At 65.9% G+C, this 18,708-nt stretch carries 17 protein-coding genes; 5 read left to right on the top strand and 12 right to left on the bottom strand.

Annotated features, from left to right (window positions below):
• Positions 1-172: 172 nt before the first annotated feature.
• The 10 genes from OG747_RS32235 to OG747_RS32190 form a co-directional block, all read right to left on the bottom strand.
• Positions 173-1,468, bottom strand: coding sequence for a YrhB domain-containing protein (locus tag OG747_RS32235; protein ID WP_405882885.1), 1,296 nt, complete (start codon positions 1,466-1,468; stop codon positions 173-175).
• Positions 1,469-1,470: 2 nt separating this feature from the next.
• On the bottom strand, positions 1,471-1,767 hold the full coding sequence (locus OG747_RS32230) for a YrhB domain-containing protein (RefSeq protein WP_405882884.1): 297 nt from the start codon (positions 1,765-1,767) through the stop codon (positions 1,471-1,473).
• A complete protein-coding gene (locus OG747_RS32225; protein WP_405882883.1) occupies positions 1,768-3,498 on the bottom strand; it encodes a putative T7SS-secreted protein in 1,731 nt (576 codons plus the stop codon).
• Positions 3,498-4,172, bottom strand: a complete 675-nt coding sequence (locus OG747_RS32220) for a hypothetical protein (RefSeq protein WP_405882882.1) — start codon at positions 4,170-4,172, stop codon at positions 3,498-3,500. Before OG747_RS32220 ends, OG747_RS32225 begins: the two co-directional genes overlap by 1 nt.
• Positions 4,166-4,774, bottom strand: a complete 609-nt coding sequence (locus OG747_RS32215) for a hypothetical protein (protein ID WP_405882881.1) — start codon at positions 4,772-4,774, stop codon at positions 4,166-4,168. The genes OG747_RS32220 and OG747_RS32215 overlap by 7 nt, the downstream gene beginning before the upstream one ends.
• A 118-nt stretch (positions 4,775-4,892) precedes the next feature.
• Positions 4,893-5,192 carry a WXG100 family type VII secretion target gene (locus tag OG747_RS32210; protein WP_405882880.1) on the bottom strand — a complete coding sequence of 100 codons (300 nt, stop codon included), beginning with the start codon at positions 5,190-5,192 and terminating at the stop codon, positions 4,893-4,895.
• A 75-nt stretch (positions 5,193-5,267) separates the two neighbouring features.
• Positions 5,268-5,618 carry a WXG100 family type VII secretion target gene (locus tag OG747_RS32205; protein ID WP_405882879.1) on the bottom strand — a complete coding sequence of 117 codons (351 nt, stop codon included), beginning with the start codon at positions 5,616-5,618 and terminating at the stop codon, positions 5,268-5,270.
• Positions 5,619-5,740: 122 nt separating this feature from the next.
• Entirely contained in the window at positions 5,741-6,970 is a 1,230-nt protein-coding gene (locus OG747_RS32200) for a S8 family serine peptidase (protein WP_405882878.1), read from the bottom strand.
• 99 nt (positions 6,971-7,069) lie between these two features.
• Entirely contained in the window at positions 7,070-7,234 is a 165-nt protein-coding gene (locus OG747_RS32195) for a hypothetical protein (protein ID WP_405882877.1), read from the bottom strand.
• Positions 7,235-8,865: 1,631 nt separating this feature from the next.
• On the bottom strand, positions 8,866-9,276 hold the full coding sequence (locus tag OG747_RS32190) for a hypothetical protein (RefSeq protein ID WP_405882876.1): 411 nt from the start codon (positions 9,274-9,276) through the stop codon (positions 8,866-8,868).
• Between the two features lie 700 nt (positions 9,277-9,976).
• Between OG747_RS32190 and OG747_RS32185 the strand changes: the two genes are divergently transcribed.
• The 5 genes from OG747_RS32185 (at position 9,977) to OG747_RS32165 (ending at position 14,991) form a co-directional block, all read left to right on the top strand.
• On the top strand, positions 9,977-10,474 hold the full coding sequence (locus OG747_RS32185; RefSeq protein ID WP_405882875.1) for a hypothetical protein: 498 nt from the start codon (positions 9,977-9,979) through the stop codon (positions 10,472-10,474).
• Between the two features lie 59 nt (positions 10,475-10,533).
• Complete coding sequence (locus OG747_RS32180) at positions 10,534-11,046, top strand: hypothetical protein (protein WP_405882874.1); 513 nt, start codon at positions 10,534-10,536, stop codon at positions 11,044-11,046.
• A 337-nt stretch (positions 11,047-11,383) separates the two neighbouring features.
• Positions 11,384-11,893 carry a hypothetical protein gene (locus tag OG747_RS32175; protein ID WP_405882873.1) on the top strand — a complete coding sequence of 170 codons (510 nt, stop codon included), beginning with the start codon at positions 11,384-11,386 and terminating at the stop codon, positions 11,891-11,893.
• Positions 11,894-11,922: 29 nt separating this feature from the next.
• The gene (locus OG747_RS32170; RefSeq protein WP_405882872.1) at positions 11,923-14,256 is read left to right on the top strand and encodes a hypothetical protein; all 2,334 of its coding nucleotides are present in this window, start codon (positions 11,923-11,925) and stop codon (positions 14,254-14,256) included.
• A gap of 21 nt (positions 14,257-14,277) precedes the next feature.
• Positions 14,278-14,991: a hypothetical protein gene (locus OG747_RS32165; RefSeq protein WP_405882871.1), complete on the top strand. Its 714-nt coding sequence runs from the start codon at positions 14,278-14,280 to the stop codon at positions 14,989-14,991.
• Between the two features lie 733 nt (positions 14,992-15,724).
• Here OG747_RS32165 and mycP read toward each other — a convergent pair.
• Together mycP and eccB are read right to left on the bottom strand one after the other, a co-directional pair.
• On the bottom strand, positions 15,725-17,029 hold the full coding sequence (gene mycP / locus OG747_RS32160; RefSeq protein ID WP_405882870.1) for a type VII secretion-associated serine protease mycosin: 1,305 nt from the start codon (positions 17,027-17,029) through the stop codon (positions 15,725-15,727).
• 25 nt (positions 17,030-17,054) lie between these two features.
• Complete coding sequence (gene eccB, locus OG747_RS32155) at positions 17,055-18,584, bottom strand: type VII secretion protein EccB (protein ID WP_405882869.1); 1,530 nt, start codon at positions 18,582-18,584, stop codon at positions 17,055-17,057.
• Positions 18,585-18,708: the final 124 nt, after the last annotated feature.

Raw genomic sequence — 18,708 nt, 5'->3', positions numbered from 1 at the left:
CTGCGAACTGACGGTAATCGGCCCTGGGCGCAAGGTACGACCAGCCCTCCTCTCCGTCGTCCACGTACACCGTGTTCACCTGGGTGTCACTGCAGGTCACAGTAATTCGCCGTGGCCAAAGGACCCATCTCGGGTGTGTCCGTGTGAGCGCCCGTGGCTGCCGCTGTGGGCGTCAGCGATAACGGATGACGTGCAGACCACGGATTTCGACCTGTTCGAACGCCACGGCAGAATCCGTGGAACCGTCGACCAGCATCACGCCGTGCGCCGTGTGCACCGCGTTCAGCAGCCGGCCGACGGACTCCCGGCCGCGTGCGTCGACTCGACGGATCCAGATCACGGCTCGAGCTTCGATCGGGAAACCCGAGAGCTCGTCCATCACTGTTGCCCAGTCCGCGTGTTCGGTCGCGGAGAGCACGGGCCCCAGGCCTGACAGCGTGGGTTCGAACCATGCCGCGTAACCGGGAGGCGGCGAGACGGGGAATCCCGCGGATCCGGGAGCCTCGCCGGCGTCCCAGCGTTGCAGCCAGGTCCATGGGTCGGAGTTGGGAAGGCCGAACGGAGCGGCTGCTTCCCTGGGTACGACCAGCGCGGCGTCGAGCATGGCGTCCTGCCAGCGTCCGTCGCGCAGATAGCGTTTTGTGTTGCACGCGAAGACCCAGCCTCGCCGGATCTCGTCCTGCGGTGCGGGATCGGCCAGTTCGGCTTCTCCGTGATACGCCTGGTCCAGCCAGAGCTGCGCCTTGCGGAGCGCGGACGGGTAGTCGTGTGCCTCCGCTTCCCAGGGCCAGCGCGGGGGGTGTGCCCGAGGCACGGCTCGCATGAGGACCAACTCGCGCAGCGCGGACGGGTCGAGCTTCGCCAGACCCCCTACCTGGGCGTCCAGGAACACGACCTGGCCCTTGTGGTTGTGCGCGTACAGCAGATTGCCGGTCGCCTCGGCGCCGCCCAGTTCCCGGCGGACCCAGACCAGACCCCGGGTGTCCGGGCCCGGTTCGGCCACCGCCCTGATCACCGAGTCCCAGTCGCTGACCGCCACCTGCTCGAAGGCCGGGAAGTAGCGCCGCGTGAGCCTGGCCCACCAGCCGGGGGCCTCGTCGGACGGCTGCCAGGGCAACGCGGTCGACTGAGCGCCGTCGATGGCGGAGTGCACGGTCACCACGCAACCGCGCGCGTTGATCCTGCGGACCTGGTCGGCGACCCTCGCGGCCACTTTCTGCTGGCCGGCCGGGACCAGGTCCGCGAGGGGATCGCTGGCCGACGGGTGGAACGGCGAACTCCCGTCCTTCGGGACCACGACCGAGGCCGCCAGCATGGGCGTGGCCGGGTAGCCCGGTTGGTTCAGGGTGCGGCAGGCGAACATCCAGGCGGTGGGGCTCTCGTGCACCGGGTGGGGCACCGAGAGCTCGACCAGGCCTCGGTAAGTGTGGTTCAGCCACGCCGCCGCTCGGTTGTCAGGACTCGTCACGGCTACTCCTTGGGGGGCCAGTCGCCCGAAGCGCGTCGGCTCATGTAGTCATCCACCGGAAAGGCGCTCGGCGGGAAGTGGGCTTTCTCCCCGCCGTGCGGGACGATGACGACGCTGGTGATCGGTGACAGCAACCAGTCCCCGGTCTCGATGTGTTCCTTCCAGTCGAAGCAAACCGCCCAACCGTAGGCGTATTCGACACACTTCTCCGGAAGCATGACCAAGGAGTCAGACTTCTCGGGATACACCTTCCTGAGGAGTGCAGCGGCAGAATCCACCGCTTCAGTTCTGCTCAGCATTTACGGAGCCCCCTTGCCATAAGGGACATGCATGATCTCCTTCGCGTCACTCTCCAGCAGGCCCAGTTTTCCAGTCTGGCCGTCGAGGAAAACAACCCCGTGATTGGTGTTCACCGCGTTGAAGAAATGCCCGGAGTTGCCTCGACCAATGAACATGGCGCTCCTCGCCCCTTCACCCCGCGCCTGCAGGTCGCGAATGACGTCATCGTAGCTGTCCACCTTGTGCCAAGCGTTCGCCGGATCCTTGATCCCCAATGGTTCCAGTGGAAGATGCCCAGGGCCCTCCCTGCGCGCCGCGCTGGCCTCGATGCCGTCCAGTCGGCCGTTCACCGTCACTGTGGTGTGCGCACAGTTCTGCGTGTATCCGTCCTCCCAGCGGTTGTTGACGTCCTTCAACCAGGGATACTGATCGTCCAGGAACTCCTGAGCCACTTTCGGGTCCACTGAGTCGGCGTGGATCGCCTTCTCCGACACGTGGTCCGTGCTGCGCGCGAGATTGCTCCAGTCCTTCGGGGCGTCCGCCGCCCCGGCAGCGATTTTTTCCGCTCCCGCGAGTTCGTCGCCGTACTTCAGCCCGTTGGCGGCCATGTTCGCCGCACCGGTCTCCACCCCCTCCCTGACCGCGGTCCGCAGGCCGCCTACCGCCAGCCCCGCGCCGTCGGTGCCGATGAGCTGAGGGACGAGCCTGCCGAGGGCTTCCGAGGGGTCCTTCTTGAAGCTGTCGATGAGGGCTTCGGGAACGCGCTCCGGGTGCGCGGCCGTCGAGACCAGACCCGACAAAGTCATGCTGACGTGCTGCAGGTAATCGGCCGGGTGAGTGATGTTGTAAGGGTCTTCGGGGTTCAGGCCGCGGACGAAGTTGATCAGCCCCGCGCTCCCCTTGATCACTCCGCCTGTGAAGTGGAGGACCTCGGTGTTGAGCGCGCCGTAGCCGTCGAGCGCGTCGGACTCCAGCCTGTCGAGCGGCGGCGGCTCGGCCGGGGCGTGCTTCAGGGCCGCGGTGACCGCCTGCGTGGCGACACGACCGGCTTCATCCCGCTGGCGGCGCGCGTCCGCCAGGATCTGGCGGGCGCTCTGGATGTCGCTGCGGCCGGGGTCCTTGAACTGCTCCAGAGGAGGTCCGGGGTCCTTGTCCGCCTTGATCGCGGCGTTGTACGCGTCGACGCGCTTGTTGTACGCCTCCACCGCCTGCTCGGAGGCCTTCTTGCCCTTCTTGTAGAGGTCGATGGCATCCTGGGCCTGACCCTGCGCCCACTTGACCGTGTCCGCGTAGCTGTCCAGCGCCTTGCAGGCGGCCTCGCAGGCGTCCGCGGCGTGCAGCCACTTGGGGGGATGCATGGCGAACTTCTCGCGGAAGGTGTCGGCGGACTCGCCCTTCCAGTGCGAGGAGTCCAGCGAGCGCATTCCCTGGCCGACCGAGTCGAAGGCGGTGCGGAAGCCCGTCAGGTGCTTGGCGGCGGCCCGGATGGACGCAGGATTCCCGTGCACCAGCTCGTTCGCCTGGTCGGTCTCGCCGAGCTGCTGCTCTCCGACGCTCGCGCCCAGGTCGGAGGCGATGTTGTCGCCGATGTCCTCGACCTTGTCGGCCCAGCCGTCGGCCCCGACGGCCTCCAGACCGTCCCCGACCTTGTGGGCGCCCCACTCGACGCCCTCACCGACGAGCTTCTTGCCCGCGTCGACGCCGTCCTCAAGCTTGCCCAGCCCGGCGTTGACCAGATCCCCGAGCCCCATCAGCCGCCGCTCCCGCCCTGCTGTGCCTGCTGCTGAGCCGCCGCCTGGGCCCGTTCCTCGGGCGACGGGCCGAAGGTGTCGTCGAGCACCTGGTTGTACTCGCTGTCGCTCACCCCGAACGCGCTGTGCAGGTTCTCAGGGTTCAGTCCCATCGGCCCCACCGTGTGCGAGGTCATCACGTCCCGGCCGGCGTCCTTCCAGCCCTGCTCGCTGTTCTGCAGGGCCTGATCGAAGGACTCCTTGCTGTAGTCGGCGTGCGCGAGCGCGTTGTTCTGGGCCAGCTCGCCCCAGCTCATCTGCGTGATCTCGTCCTCGGAGGCGTTCGGGTTGCCCATCAGCGAGTTCGCACCGATCTTCAGCGTGCCCGCGACGTACTGGTCCGTCTCATACAAGGTGCCGGCCGAAAGATCCACGGCCTGGGCGAAGTAGTTACCCTCGCCCACCAACGCCCGCACACCCCATTCCCAGCGCTCGCAGAACGACTTGAAGGCCGACGTCAGCCCGTCGTGGCCCAGTTCCAGCGCGGACAGTTCCAGGTTGGAGAAGCCTCGGCCGAACCCGGCAGCGCTGTCGATGCCTAGTTCCTTGAGCTCGCTCAGGGTCAGCGTGATTCCCTGCGCGATCTCGTTCAGCCCGGTCGCCTTGATGTCCTTGCCGGCGCCGTTGTTCACCACGGTCGTTCACCGCTTCCGTTCGCTTCCGCGTCCACCGCCGCCGCGTCCGGCACGATCCCCACCACCGGCGGCAGGAGCACGCCGTCGTCGCCGCTGCCCACGTCCAGGGCAACACCGCACGGCACGCCCATTGCCGGGATCACCACGTCCAGAAGGCGCCACCCCCGCACCGCCATGAAGTCTCGCCGGCCCTTCGGGGCGTCCTGCGCCTCGTCGAACCTGGCGGCGGCCAACTCGTCGGTGAAGACATGGATCCACCGCACGCCGCCGAAGTCGGCAGTCAGGAATCCCCGGCCGCCGTCGTCGAGCGGAACGAGGGGAACCAGGACCATGGTGTCCCGGAAGCGGTCAATCGTGTGCCTGATCCGGTCCATCCGCCGCGTTGCCCCGAATCCGTCGGGTTCGGCCGTGTCGGAATGGACGGGTCCGGTGGCTGCCTCGGCCTCCGGGGAGTCGCCCGTGAGGTGCGCCTCCGGCTGCCGCCCGGCGTCCCCGGGCTCTTCGGTGGTGCCTTCCCGCATGGCGCCAGCCACATGGTCACGGCCGGGTTTGGCGCGCTCAGCGGCTTGCTTCTTCAGTTGCTCCCACTCGTCCCAAGCCACGTGTGGATCCTCATGTCGTTTCGAAGGTGACGACTTGTATGGAAGGGGCCTCGTGACGCAACGCGGGGTGGGCGCCTCCCGCGCGCGCCCACCCCGGAATTCCTCTGCGCCGCTCGGCCTAGTGGAAGTAGCTGGCCGCCTTCTTGTCACCCTCCATGTAGGTACCGCCCGACGTGGCGACGACGTGGCCGATGCCGGTGAGCGCCTGGTGGATGTCGTTGGCTTCCTTGTCCCAACGGTGCAGCTTCTCGTTGAAGGTGTTCTGAGCGTCGCCTTCCCAGTACTGAAGGCTGCTCACGACCATGCTCTTGAGCTCCGCAAGGTCCTGCTCGAGCTGGCTCGCCTCGTTACCGATCTTGGTGGCCGCGAAGTCGAGCCCGTCATAAGTGACTTGCAGCCCATCGGCGTTGTTGGCCATGCCTGTTTACCTCGTCTCGCTGGGTGTGCGTGGTGGATGCCGGCTGCCCGGCGGATGTCCTGTGTGCCGCTCGGCTCAGTAGGAGTTGAGGGAGGACGGCTGGACCGTGGGAGCGCCGTCCTGGAGGTCGACCTTGCCGACCGCCGCACGCACCTCGTCTTCCTTGCTGTCCTTGATGTTGCGCGTCGCGGTCATCGCTTCGATGACATCGCCGAGGATGTTGCCGATGTTCTGCAGGGACTCGTTGATCTCGTACTGCTTCTTGTCGAACGCGGCGCGACCGATGCCCTGCCACTGACCCTCAAGGCCGTCGATCACTCCCTGAAGCGAGTGCACCCGCTTCCGGATGCCGTCGTACTTCTCGTACATCTGCTTCTGAAGTTGGACTACTGCGGCATCTTCGAGCTTCTGCTTGCCGGTGGCCATGATTCAACCTGCCCTTCCTCTGTCTGTTTCTCGGTCCAACTGTCTCGACTCATCGCTGAGTAGCGGTGAGCACGTAGTCCATGCCCTGTGCGAACCGTGCAGGGCATGGACGGCTGACGACGTCACCTGGCACGCCGCGCCCGCATGACGGCGAAACCGCCGCCTCCGATGACGATCACAGCGGCCGCGGCACCCATGGCGATCCACAGTGTGTTGCTGCTGTCGCTCGACGACTCCGCGCTCGATCCTGCCGCCGACGTGGCGCCGCCAGAACCCTTTTCTGGGGCTTGTGACGCGGCTGATGCAGAAGCGGATGGTGAGGATGAAGTGGAAGAGGAGGACGAGGAAGAGTCTGCAGACTTGGCCAGCAGATCGCCGCCGTTCTCCTTGGCGAGCGGATCGACGTTTGCAGGGCCTGGGTCGTAGTCGGGGTTCGCCAGAACCAGTCGGGGTCGAACAGCCCCGTAGCCGACGTACTCGCTTGGGTCGCCCTTCAACCCCGTGCCGCCAGCAGTGTCGATCAGGGACCGCACAACCTGGTTCACCGTCCAGTCGGGGTGGGCGGACCAGATCAGGGCGGCGGAGGCTGAGGCGATCGCAGTCGCAGGGCTCGTGCCTTGCTGGGTGCAATACGAGCGGAAGCTGGCGTCACACCAACCGGGGAACCCCTGCCCCGGTGCCGCGAAGTCGACATAACCCCCATGCGAGGAGAACTTCGATACTGTGCCAGACGCGTCAGTCGCCGAAATGCCAACCACGTAGGGGTCAGCGGCAGGGTAGTCGATCGTGCCATTCTCTTTACCAGAATTGCCGACAGCAGCAATCAGCAACTTGCCTTTTGAGGCGGCATACTTGACCGCTTTTTCCTCATCGAAGCCGAACAGTCCTCCGAACGACATGCTGATGACCTTTGCATCGGTGTCGGCGGCTGCCCTGATCGCCTGCCAAGGCTCAGGGGTCTTCTTCTTCTCGCTCGCAGGCAGGCCCTCAAGTTCGACACGATACGGGACGATCTTGGCCCCCGGCGCCAGTCCCTTGAGGCCACCGTCAGCCCCCGTACCCGCGATCAATTCGGCCATAGTCGTTCCGTGACCGCTGTAGTCGTCAGTGGCGTGGTAAGCAACCGCTTTGGGAACTTCGTCGCTCAGCACTTGGCCCTTCAGCGACGGTGTCTTCGGGTTCACACCGGTGTCAATGACAGCGACCTTGACGCCCTTCCCGGTGCTGGCCTTCCACATCTGCTCAGCCTTCATCGGCCCCAAGTACCACTGTTCCGACTGGGCGTCATACGCAGTGGCACTCGGGGCAAACCCCACGCTCACGGCAGCCAGGGCGCTGACGAGCGCGCCCACAGCACGCGCACGTCTTCCGAAGCGCGTCCTGAGGAGCGCAGCCTGCTCGGCTCGTCGGCTGGTCCCTGACTTCATCGTGTTCTGTGTCCTCGCTCGCGCTCAGTTGACGACCGGCGGCACATCGCGCCGCGGCTTGTTGGGCAGATGCGTCTCTTCGTCTTCGACCAGGTAGTCGGGGCGCGCCGATCCCTGGACCTTCCCGTCGTCACCGGGCTTCCCCTCGCGGCCAGGACCGCGTACGAGGCCGGCGCCGCCGCGTGTCATGCCGTTGCGCTCAGCTCCTGCCACGGAGTTGCGCGCGGTCGGCCTACCCGTGACAGCCTCGTGCGTCCCCGCACCGGCACGAGAAGCGGCCCCGCTCGAACCGGGCCTCGCCGTGGACTCGGGTGCTCCGAAGACCCCACGCTGTCCGGGCCGACCGGTCGTGGGCCGGGAGCTGGCCGCCCCCTCGCCACCGACGACCGTGCCTCGAGGAATCCTCGCCCCGCCGTTCGCTGGAGTGCCGCCAGCGGTCGTGGGCCGTCCCCCGACGACTCCGTTGGCCCGACCGGCGCCGGTGCTCGGACCGCCGTTCGCTCGAGGCGTTGCCGTGCCGCCAGCCCTCGGCGTGCCTCCGGTGATACCTCGGCCCATCGGGAGCGACTTCGCCCCGGAAGCAGTGCCCTTGGCAACCGACTGACCGGTCGACGTGGCGCGCCCCATCTGGTTCATGGGTCCTTGCCCGGCGGAACGTCCCGAGCCCGAATTAGTCAAACCGGGCGCACCGGTGCGCCCCTGAGCGGACCCAGGGGTACGGAGACCACCGGCTCCGCTCAAGCCCCTCCCCGATGTGCCGTTGGGGAACGGGGTCCCAAGGCCGCCTGCGAACGGGCCTGTCTGGCCGCCACCTGCGGGAGGAGTACTCGTGACCGGCGGGGTATGGCCGGTCACGGGTGTGGTCGTGGTCGGTGGCAGCGTGCCAACGCTGTCGATGTTCGTGCCCACAGGGCGTCCCGGGGCCGCAACGTGCCCCGTCACGTGCTTCGTCGGCGTCGGGACATTGCCGGCGTGCTCGGCGACATGACTCGTCGCGGATGCAAGGGAGCCATGATGAGCCGCGACGCTGGCCGCTCCAGTTCCTTGCGCTCCGCCGGAGCCAGCACCTCCAGACGTATCGCGGCGTGTCCGCTCAGGCTGAGGCACTCCCACATCCGACACACTCTCGAATTTGAATGTAGGAGCTTGGTCATGCAAGACCTGCAGTTGTTCCCTCGACACCGCGTAGTAGGACGCCAACCGATTCATCTGGTTGATCGCCTCTTGACGGTCCTTCTCCACCTTTACGGCAGCGGCGTACTCGTCTTTGGTCGCGGCCTTCTCAACCGCTGTGAACTGGTCGGGGCGCTTCCGGTTCGGATCCGTGTCACGAGACGGCATGGCGCTGCGCACAGAGGCCAGCCCTGCGGCAGCAGCGGCGATCTGGTCGCCCGCCCCTCCAACGAAGACGCTTAGGCCGTATGTGCTCTTGACGAGCTCAGTGCCCCACGTACGGAAGGCGTCGCCCGACTCTCCTACCCAAGGGACCTCACCGAACTGACCCTTGAGTTCATCAGCCGCCTTCTTGATGGCATCGCGCGCGTCCCAGAGGGCCCGGCCGGAGGACTCCAGATCCTCAGGATCCGTCTGCTGGACCAGGTTGAGCATCACATTGAGGTCATAGTCGTCGAATTCCGTACGACTGACCATGGCCTCCGAGAACGGGGTGCCTTGGGCCACTCCGCGAATGGCGCTGTTGACGGCGCCTCTGAAGAAGCCGCCCTCGTGAGGGTGCTCCGCAGCACCCCGAGCGAGGTCCGTGAAGGTGTTCTGCCTGGAGACCCGATCCAGGTCCGCCTTGTGCTCCTCGTCAGCCATCGTCAGTACGTCACCGTCTTCTTGTTACCGGCGTGCTCGTCGCCCTCGGGGTTGAGTGCCTTGATCTCTGCCTGGATCTCCGCGAACCGCCGACGCTGCTCTTCTTCGAGGTTGTCGAAGGTCCCCTTCGCTCCCAGAACCGCGATGCCGATCGCCTCGATCTGCAGGTGCAGGCTCTTGGAAAGGTTGGTGAGCGTCTCATGGACGGAGTTGAACGTCCCGTATAGGGCGTCCGCTTCATGGAAGGTTGCGCTCCCGCTCCTGAGCGACCCGTGACGGATCGCCTGCGCCCCGACCCGCCCCGGATTCCCGGCCGAGCCCTCAAGGCCCCGCAGCACCGCGTCCACCTGGCTCACGAACTTCTTCAGCGCATCGCCACTGGCCTCCAGGTTCGCCGCCCTGGTCGCCGACACGCCCCCAGTCATGTCTGCCGGAAGCACGAAGCTTTTCCCCCGTTTCCCCGTAAGCCTGTCGAATGAGGCCCCTGTCCGCTCACCCTACGATCGCAAAGCGAACCATGCCTCACAACGCTTTTACCACTCTAGTCAACCTGTGCATCGGGGCCAACTGAGCTGTGTGTTAACTCAGTTACGGGGCTGAATCAGACGCCACACTTTGCCCGATTTGCCAGCCTGCCATGAACGGGTACACACCCATCCCTCCACGCCGCACCCTCGCGAGACACTGGCCAACCACGAGCACCGCCAACGCCAACAGCACGGAGCTGTTTGCGATCTTCATCAAACTTCCACACGCAATCGGTGGCGCTCCTGCGGCAACCCCGCGAGGTGCAAGGCGAGTTGTCGGCTCACCGCACGCTCTCAGCAGAACCCAGCGGCTGCGACGGTGAGACGGCGGGCCCTCAGGTCAGTTATCGCAAGGTGGATCACGGCTTCAGAGTGGGCGGACAGGGTCTCGCAACCGGGCTGACCGCTTCGTACGGGAGCGCCTCGACGCCGCTGACCGACGGGTATTTTCCACGCGGTACTCGAAGCAGCGGATGGTGCGGCCCCGATGGCGGTCCTCGATGTCGTCCCAGGCGCGGAGTCCTGACGATACGTTCGGGAAGGGGGCGACGCCCTCATAGCGGTCGACACCGCCCGCTCCTGCGCCTTGTACGTCCACCTCTGCTTGCGCGCGAGGGCGACGAGGCTGGAAGGCTGGCACGCCGCACCGCCGGATGAAGTCGGCGCACCGGGCGCCGCGTTCGTTGCGCTGCATCCGCCGTCGGATGCCGGATTCACCGCGAACATCACGATCGACGGCGAGTACCGCCCGGACGCGGCGACGCTGCCCGAGATCGCCGACGAGTCCGTGCAGCGCCTGGGTCAAGCCGCCACGTCGGTCGAGGTCACCGAACGTCGCGAGGTCGGCTCTGCGGATGCACCCGGCCTCACGCAGACGCTGGCCTTCTCGGCTGTCGTCGGCGGCAGGCACCGCGATCTCGTCCAGTCGCAGGTGTACCTGGCCATGCTGGATGTGGCCGATCCGCGCAAGCGGTCGGTGGTCCGCCTGATCCTGACCGCCACCCAGTCGGAACACCCCGCCGTCCTGGACGATTTCCGGGACTTCGTGCGCACGGTCCGCCCGGTCAGTGGCGCAGCGGCGTAGCACGTCCCGCGGAAGCGGTGAATCTTGCACCGGTAACCGACCCCTCTTAGGTTGATCTCATGGGACTCTTCGACAAGCTGACCGGAACCAAGCGCCCCGCCGACGGTGTCACCCCACAATCCGGCGCTGAGGTTCACGCGGCGCTTCTCGGCCTCAACGGCTCTGATGTCCCATACGCCATCCGGGACGGCCGCGAGGAGGGCGCCGACCTGGTGGCCGAGTGGCGCCCTATGGAGCCGACCTGGCGGACCTTCTTCGTCCGCACTCAGTTGAGCCGGGTGTTCAAGGTGCGTATGCGCCTGGTCCCGGAGAAGCACGAAGTCCGTGCCGTCGACCAGCAATTCGAGGTCAAATGGGTCGGCGATACCCCCACACTCGCCATCTCGGCCGAAGCCCAACGCGGGCAGGTGAAGACGGTCTCGAAGCGCTGGGCGCTCGGCAAGGGTAAAGAGGGCGACCTCGAAGTAACGGAGACGTTCAGCTTCGACAGCTCCGACCTGAAGAACCCCCTGCAGGACACCGTCCTGGGCGCGGGGTGGACCTGGCGCGGGGTCGTCTCCGGCAAGCTGTGAGGTCGACAACCAGTCCACGGCGAGGATTTCTCCTCCAGTCCACGGCGAGGATTTCTCCTTTCGAGGATGTCACTATTCGCCCCCTGTTGCACCAGTTCGTCGTACAACAGGGGGCGGCCGACAGCACCACGGGGCCGCTGCCCCCGCTGCAATCGCCCGCCCCTTACAGGTGCGCATCTCCTTCGAACTTTCACACCCACCAATCGGTACACATCGGATGCCTCTGGAGTGACCCTCGTGGCGGATTGCTACTTTGAATCGACACCACAGCGTCGGAACAGCAGGGTCCGCCCAGCGCAAGCGCCGGTGGCCGAGTACACGGGGGAGGGGTCCACCCATGGCATGGGACGAGTGGGAGCAGCTCAAGGCTCAGGCGGCGGAGCGGCAGTCGGCCCACATGCAGTTGAACAGCGCGGATGCCGGTAGCGGTGGCACGTACGGCCCCTTTGTGGTGCCGAGCAAGTACGGCGACCTCAAGGTCAAGAACGAGGACCTGACGAGTATCGGCAGCAAGGCCCACACCCTGTACAACGATCTGTGGGACAAGGCCCGTGTCTCGATCCCCAGCAGTGACTCGGCAGCCAGTGACTTGACCTCCCAGGGCTTCGCATTGGGAGCGGTGTTGCAGACGGTGTCGACGCGGTGGGAGGAGCAGCTCAAGTCGCTCATGGACGCCTGCGCGCAGATCTCGAACCATCTCCACGTCACCAAGAAGCTGCATTCCGACGACGAGGGCTACATCCAGCGGCAGATGAGCAGCATCGACACCCTGGACAAGGGCTTCGACTCGCGTGCCGACGGGAGCGGGACAACGGGTTCGGCCGCGGGCTCCTCGGCGAAGAAGTGACCGAGGAGAGGGAACGGGGGCACTGACTCATGGAACTGGACACTCTGCGCCACGCCAACTTCAAGCTGCTCGACGACGCGGTCAGCGACTGGAAGCTCGTCGTCGGACACCTCGAGGGCCTGCAGACCGATGCGACGGACGGACTGCAGAAGGCTGCCGACAAAGCCGACTGGTCGGGGGTGAACTCCCAGGTGAGCAGGGAGTTCATCGGGAAGACCGCCCTTGAGTTCAAGGACGCGCACACCGAGGCCCAGACCATTTACAACATTCTCAGTGACACCCTGGGCGAGCTGAAGGGGTATCACAAGCAGCTCAACGACGCCATTGAGCGTGGTCGGCAGAAGAGCCTCACGGTCATCGGCTACGACGGCGGATTCATCGTCACCACGAACATCCCTCCGGAGGCACGGGCTCAGGAGGACGAGAAGAATAAGGGCGACATCACCGCTCTCCGTGACGAGATCCAGGGGATCCTGGACAAGGCCACCGAGAGTGACGATGGTGCCGCCAAGGCCCTCAAGCTTGTCGTGAATCAGGCCGAGTACGGTTTCTCCGATGTGAGCGCCAACGACCGGGACTCCGCCGACAAGGCCATCGCGGAAGCCGAGAAGGTCGAACGGATCCTGAAGAAGGATCCGAGCAAGGTCACCAACACCGAACTCGCCGCGTTGAACGCGTCGCTGGCCCAGTACAAGAGCAATCCGTTCTTCGCCGAGACCATCGCCACGGATCTCGGCGCGAAGAAGACGCTTGAGTTCTATGCGGGGATCACCGACGACTACCAGTTCTATGTGAACCCGCGGTCGCGTTCGGGACTGTCCGCCCAGCAGAAGGAGCGCATGAAGCTCCTCGGCGGTCTTGAGGATCAGCTGGGTAGCACATTGGCAACGGCCAGCCACTCCGACAGCAACGGAATGCGCCGGTGGAAGTCGGACGTCATTGCACTCGGCGGGACCAATCTCCGTCCGGGCAGTGAGCACACCGTCTACGGCTTCCAGGTCATGAGCAATCTCATGCGGCACGGCTCGTACGAGACGGACTTCCTGCACGACTACGGCACCCAATTGATCGACTACGAGAAGAAGCACACCTCGGACGAGTACGGCGGCCTGCAGCACCGGACCACGCGTGAGGACGTGCTGCCGTGGGACCACTCGGGTCAGTACGAGAGGCTGCACTACGGCGCGGGCGACGATGCCGGCGAAGACCCGATGACAGGGTTCATGGAGGCGCTGGGGCACAACTCCGATGCGTCGACGGACTTCTTCAACGAGGGCAAGAACTTCGACTACCTGACCGAGGGCCGTGAATGGCCCCAGGACTTCGCGTCCACAGACGCCAAGAACATCGCGGGATACAACTCGTTGGGGCACGCCTTGGAATCGGCGACAACAGGCGCTGCCTACGACACTCATCCGCCGGTCCTCCACCGTGACGCCGACACCGCATCGGTGGCCGAGAAGGTCGTGGAGCGATACGGGCAGCCCGCCGAGGGAACGGACGAGAAGAGGACCCAAATGAGTGGTGCCGAGCTGATGAAGAAACAGGACGGTATTCAGGACAGCCTCAGCCGCATCGGCGCCGCGTACATCGACGACCTCAACTGGTCCATGGACGACGACGATAAGCGATCCGTCTTCGCCCAGGACGGTACTGGCCGCGCGATGGACGAGCGTGCGCACATCCAGGCGTCCGATACCCGAGGCTTCCTTGGCACCCTCGGTCAGGATCCGAAGGCTTATGCCCAGATCGGTACCGCGCAGCAGGTGTACACGACTTCGGTGTTGGACGCGCATCCACCGATTGTCGACGACAACGGCGTGGTGCATTCGGCTGCGGCCGAGACTGCTGTGCGGACAGGAGCCGAGGTACAAGGGATCATTGATCAGTCGCGTGCTGACCAAACGACGGCAGAGGACGGGGAGAAAGAGGCGGCTTACAACGAGGCCATGGACAAGCGCATCGAGCGCCAGAAGGCGATTTCTGGGCTTATCGTCGGAGGCGCTTTCTCTTTCGTCCCAGAGCCGGAGACCGGCTTGGCATCGACCATCGTACCCATCGCCACTGAGAACATCCAAGATCAAGCTACAAGCCACATAGAGGATAATTTGGACCGGTACGGCGAGAGTCAGCACAGGCAACTCGCTGACGTTCGGCAAGGAAACCGCAAGGTCATCTACGACGCCGGCTTCACTTCCTCCTGGGAACCCGGACGCCATGCCCTTGAAAGGCTACCCAAGAGCATGTGGCACGACGATGCCTACTACCAGGTAAAAGAAAACCTCAAGAATGCCCAGGCGACCGGCTACAACTCAGGCAGCAACGCCCAGCAGGAAGCTGGGAACCTCCCGGTGACGAACTGAAACGGATCGATGGGCCCCAGCATGGTGAACCACAGGCTTCCCGCTCGCCGCATCCAGGCGACGGTGATCGGTACAATCTGCGCCCTGACACTGGTCAGCTGCTCGGAAAATAAACCTCGGCAGCCACAGCAACGGGCCAGCGCGACCTCCGTATGCGATGGCGCCTTCGACACGCAGGCCGCACAAGCCCTCAGGTCGATAAGTGATGCGACCAGGTTTCGAGAGATCAAGCTGGATTCCATCAGCGGAACCTTCGCACAGTTGGTCCAGGATCTGAAGGCGAAGGCAGAGGACTCGGACTCCGATCTCGGTAGGGATCTGTGCCAGTTCTACGCTGTAGGCGGAAAAATCGATTCCCCCATCCAGGTCAATTTCGATTGGGTACCCGCCGATGATGGCGATCCCAGTCCTGCCAGCGAATCATCCGAGACGGCAACGGCCTATACCTTCGCACGATACACGAAATCTACCGACAACTACGCCTGGATTTCTTTCCGTTGTACACGTGATCGCGGAAATCAGAACACCTCTGAACCCAGCTACCTCACTGCGACCGTCCGCACATACCCACCTGAGTCAACCGACTCGGCCGGCTCCAAGTCGCTCCGTGAAGCCAACATCCGCCTGGCTTATTCAGCTTCCGTCAAAGCCGCCAAAAAAATTGGGTGCCTCAAGGAGAGTGGTCTACCGAAGGAACTCGAAGGATTGAAGGCGCGCCCGCTCGCGACCAAATGAATAGGTCCGCCGCCTCGCCCACTGGTTCCGCAACTTCGCCCGAGGCGGGAGATCTCGGGGATCGGGCAGGTGTGGACGGTGTCCAGGACTCGGGGCGCGATGCGTCGGCCGTCGGCAGGTGCGGCGGCGTGGAACATCGCTCGCAGGTCCTGGTAGGCATGCCAGGCGACAGTCACCTCCACCCCAGGGTCGCCGACACCGCCGTAATGCCGCACTGGTCCCGCAAGCACGCCTAAAGCTGGCGCGCCGTCGACGAGCACTGGCCGACCCGCCGCTGAACGGTTCCAGGTCTACTTCACCACTGCCAAGCGCTGGGCCGAGCGCCTCGAGGAGGCACGTGCCGCGGGCATGAGGGAGGCAGAACTCGACTGCCGAGGTCTGCCCAACCGCTCCCCCCACCCGCACCGAAGCCCCGGCGCACCAGCAAGCGGCAGACGAAGAAGGTTCTGCGGCTGCGTCGCCGCGGCTGGGGTCCTGAACGCATCGGTCCCTACCTGCGCATGCCCGCCTCCGCAGTCGCCAAGACCCTGCGCCGTGACCGCATGCCCCGACTGTGTGATGTCGACCGGGCCGACCGGCAACGCGCCCGACGGGAGGTCCGCCGCTACGGGCGTTCTCGCTCAGGCGGGTTGGTGCACATGGACGTCAAGAAGCTGGACCGCATCCCCGACGGAGGAGGCTGGCGCGTCCACGGCCGTGACAGCGAGCAAGGCCGGGCCTCGAAGCTATTTGGTCAAGGTGTCCATGGTCCGCCCTCCAGCCGTCGGCGCCTCCGTCGCGCATCCCGTACCGCCACAGCCGTCCCCCCCAGCCCCGCCACCACCACAAGGCCCCCGACGACCACGTACGTCGCCAGGCGGGTGTTCCGTTCGTCCGCCGTCTCGCCGAAGTGCAGCGGGGTGACCGAGGGGGCTTCCGCCTTGGTCACTCCCTCCTCGGCCTTGGGGGTCTCCACGGGGTGGGCCGGGTCCACGTCCGTCAGGGCCTTGACGGGGTCGACCACGCCCCAGCCGACCAGGCGGTCGTGGCCGGAGACCGAGCGTTCCGCCGTCTGTTCGATCTGGGCGACGATCTCGCGGGCCGTCCACTTGGGGTACTTGGACTTCAGGAGGGCCGCCACTCCGGCCACGTAGGGGGCCGAGAAGCTGGTGCCGTTGTCGGAGCAGTGGCCGCCGCCGGGGACCGTGGAGATCATGTCGACGCCGGGGGCCGCCACGCCCACGAACTCACCCGACTGGGAGAAGGAGGCGCGTTCGTTGTTGCGGTCGGAGGCCGCCACCGCGAGGACGCCCTCGTACGACGCGGGGTAGGTGATCTTGACGTTGCCGCCCAGGCCGTCGTTGCCGGCCGAGGCGACGACCACGACCTGCCGGCCGAGGGCGTAGTCGATGGCTCCCTGCAGGCTCTGGGCAGGTTCGACCGCGTTGGCCGTGTCCTGGGAGATGTTGATGACGTCGGCGCCCTCGTCGACCGCGTGACGGATCGCTTCGGCGAGGGTGAGGGCCGTGCCGTCGCCCTCCGCGTCGTTCTGCTTGATCGGGATGATCGTGGCGTCCGGGGCCAGGCCCACGAAGCCGGTTCCCTTGACGGCGCGGGCCGCGATGATGCCGGTCACGCGCGTGCCGTGGCCGACGGTGTCGGTGGTGCCCTGGTCGTTGCCGCGGTCGATCTTCTCGCCCTTGGAGTTCTTGGGCGGGAGGTAGTTCTTGCCCTTGGAGCCATCGACGGCATGCGTGAGCTGCGGGTTCTTGACGTCGACTCCCGTGTCGATCACGGCCACTTGGACGTTCTTGCCCGTGGACTGCGCCCACAGCTCGTCGAGGTTGACGCGCTGCAGCGCCCAGGGGCGGCCCGAGTACTTCTTCGACGGGAACGTGCACTGGCCACTGTCGTCCGCCCGGGCGGCGGTCGACGGGAGGGCCAGTACCGAGGTCGTCGCGGTGAGAGCGGTCGCGGCGGCCAGAGCCGCCGTCCTGGTCACGGTCCTCGTACGTCGCCCCCAAAGCGACGCCGTCCTCAACGTATCTGCGTTCAGCATGAGTTCGCTCTCCTGCCCGCCGCGGTTACGAGCCCTGCGGCTGCCGCGCCGCAGCCTCCGACAGACGCGGGCCGGTCGGCAGGAACGTCGACCACTCCGCCGGGATGGGCGCAGGAGTGACCTTCTCGTATCCGAGGCGCTTCTGGGCGATCTCGGCTTCGTTCAGCTCTTCCTTGCGCTGCTTGGCGGTGGTGCCGATGCCGCTGTCGTCGGTGGCGCTGTCGCTGTTGGACTGCAGGGCGTACCGCAGACCCGTGTCGGTGACCAGGAACACGCCCCCCGCCGTCGTCTCCGTGCCTTGGAACTGGCGGAAGAGCTGGCCGGAGCCGGCGGTGACATACGCGCTGGAGGAACCGGTGGGCAACTGCGCGGGGAAGTCGGTGCCCACCCACGTGGAAAGGGTCGTCCTGCCGTGGTGCTTCCCGTCGACCGAACGCAGGACGTTGCAGACCGTGTTGCGGCCACTGATGGCGCTCGCACCGTCGTTCACCGTCTTCGGCTTGTACGTCGGCCAGTTCTTGTTCCCCTCGAACGTCGCACTGTCGGCCACCGCGCCGGGGCTGACCTGCTGCGCCTCACCCGCCTGCCCGACGCCGACGAGGTCCCCGCTGTTCAGCAGCAGCGTGGCGGTGAACTCGGAGATACGGGCCACGTGGCCTTGCAGCACCACGTAGTACTGCATGAGCCGGCCGTCATACGCCTTGATGACCATGCCGACCTTGTCGTACTGCCCGAGGCTGCTGGCGGCGCCCGCCTTGGCGCCCGGCGTGCCGGTAATCTTCGGAATGGAGATCTTGTCGCCCTCGTGGAGGGTGTCGAGCCATTCCTGGGACACTCGCTGCGGGGCGCGCCCCTGGGTGTCGAGAGCCTTGAGCAACTCTGTGTCGGCCAGCTCGGCCAGCTGGTATTTCGAACCCTGCGCGTCGACGACGTACTGGGTCTTGCCGTCCGGGGCGACGACGTACATCAGGTCGCCTCCGGAGAGCTTGTTGCGGCCCTCGGTCTTGGACCAGTCCTTCTTGGCGAACACGAACGCCGCCTTCTGGATGGCCCGCCCACCGGCGCTGGGGCGCTCGCAGACCGCCCAGTGCTTGGCGGTCTCGGCCTCTTCGGAGGAAGGCAGGCGGTCGGGGGCGTAGGGGATGCCGATCGTGGCGCCGTGCGGAAGTTTGCCGCTGTCGAGGATCTTCTCGTCGACGGTGATGACGCTGTCCTTGCTGGGGTCCAGGAGCAGCCTGGCGGAGGCCATGTTGAGGACGGGGTGCAACTGCTTCTGATCGTCCGTCTTCAGCACCACGTACCTCGTAGTCGACTCACTCGCGACGATGACGTGCTCCTCCGGCTTGTCCCAGCCCTTGGGCGCCGTCGGGCTGAACATGCCGATCCCGCCGAACACGGCGAGGATCACCACGCCGACGACGACGCCCGGCACCAGCGCGCCGAGCGGCTTGGGGGCGCCTTCCTCCGAGCCCACCGGAGAGGGCTGGAGGAAGGCCGCGAGCGTGCGGCGCTTCGCGAAGGTGTAGGCGTTGAGCTGGTCCCGCCGAGATGCCATGTGTGCCCGTTTCTCCCCGTGTCGCGCCTGGGCGGCGCTCGGGGGTCACCGTCCCCCGCCCTCCGTTGTCAGACCGGCCCCCTACTATGCCTGGTAATGGATCGGCCTTGTGGAGCGGGTAGGG

It is taken from the genome of Streptomyces sp. NBC_01384, assembly GCF_045040035.1.
Classification (GTDB): Bacteria; Actinomycetota; Actinomycetes; order Streptomycetales; family Streptomycetaceae; genus Streptomyces.
This window is presented reverse-complemented; position numbering and strand designations above follow the sequence as displayed.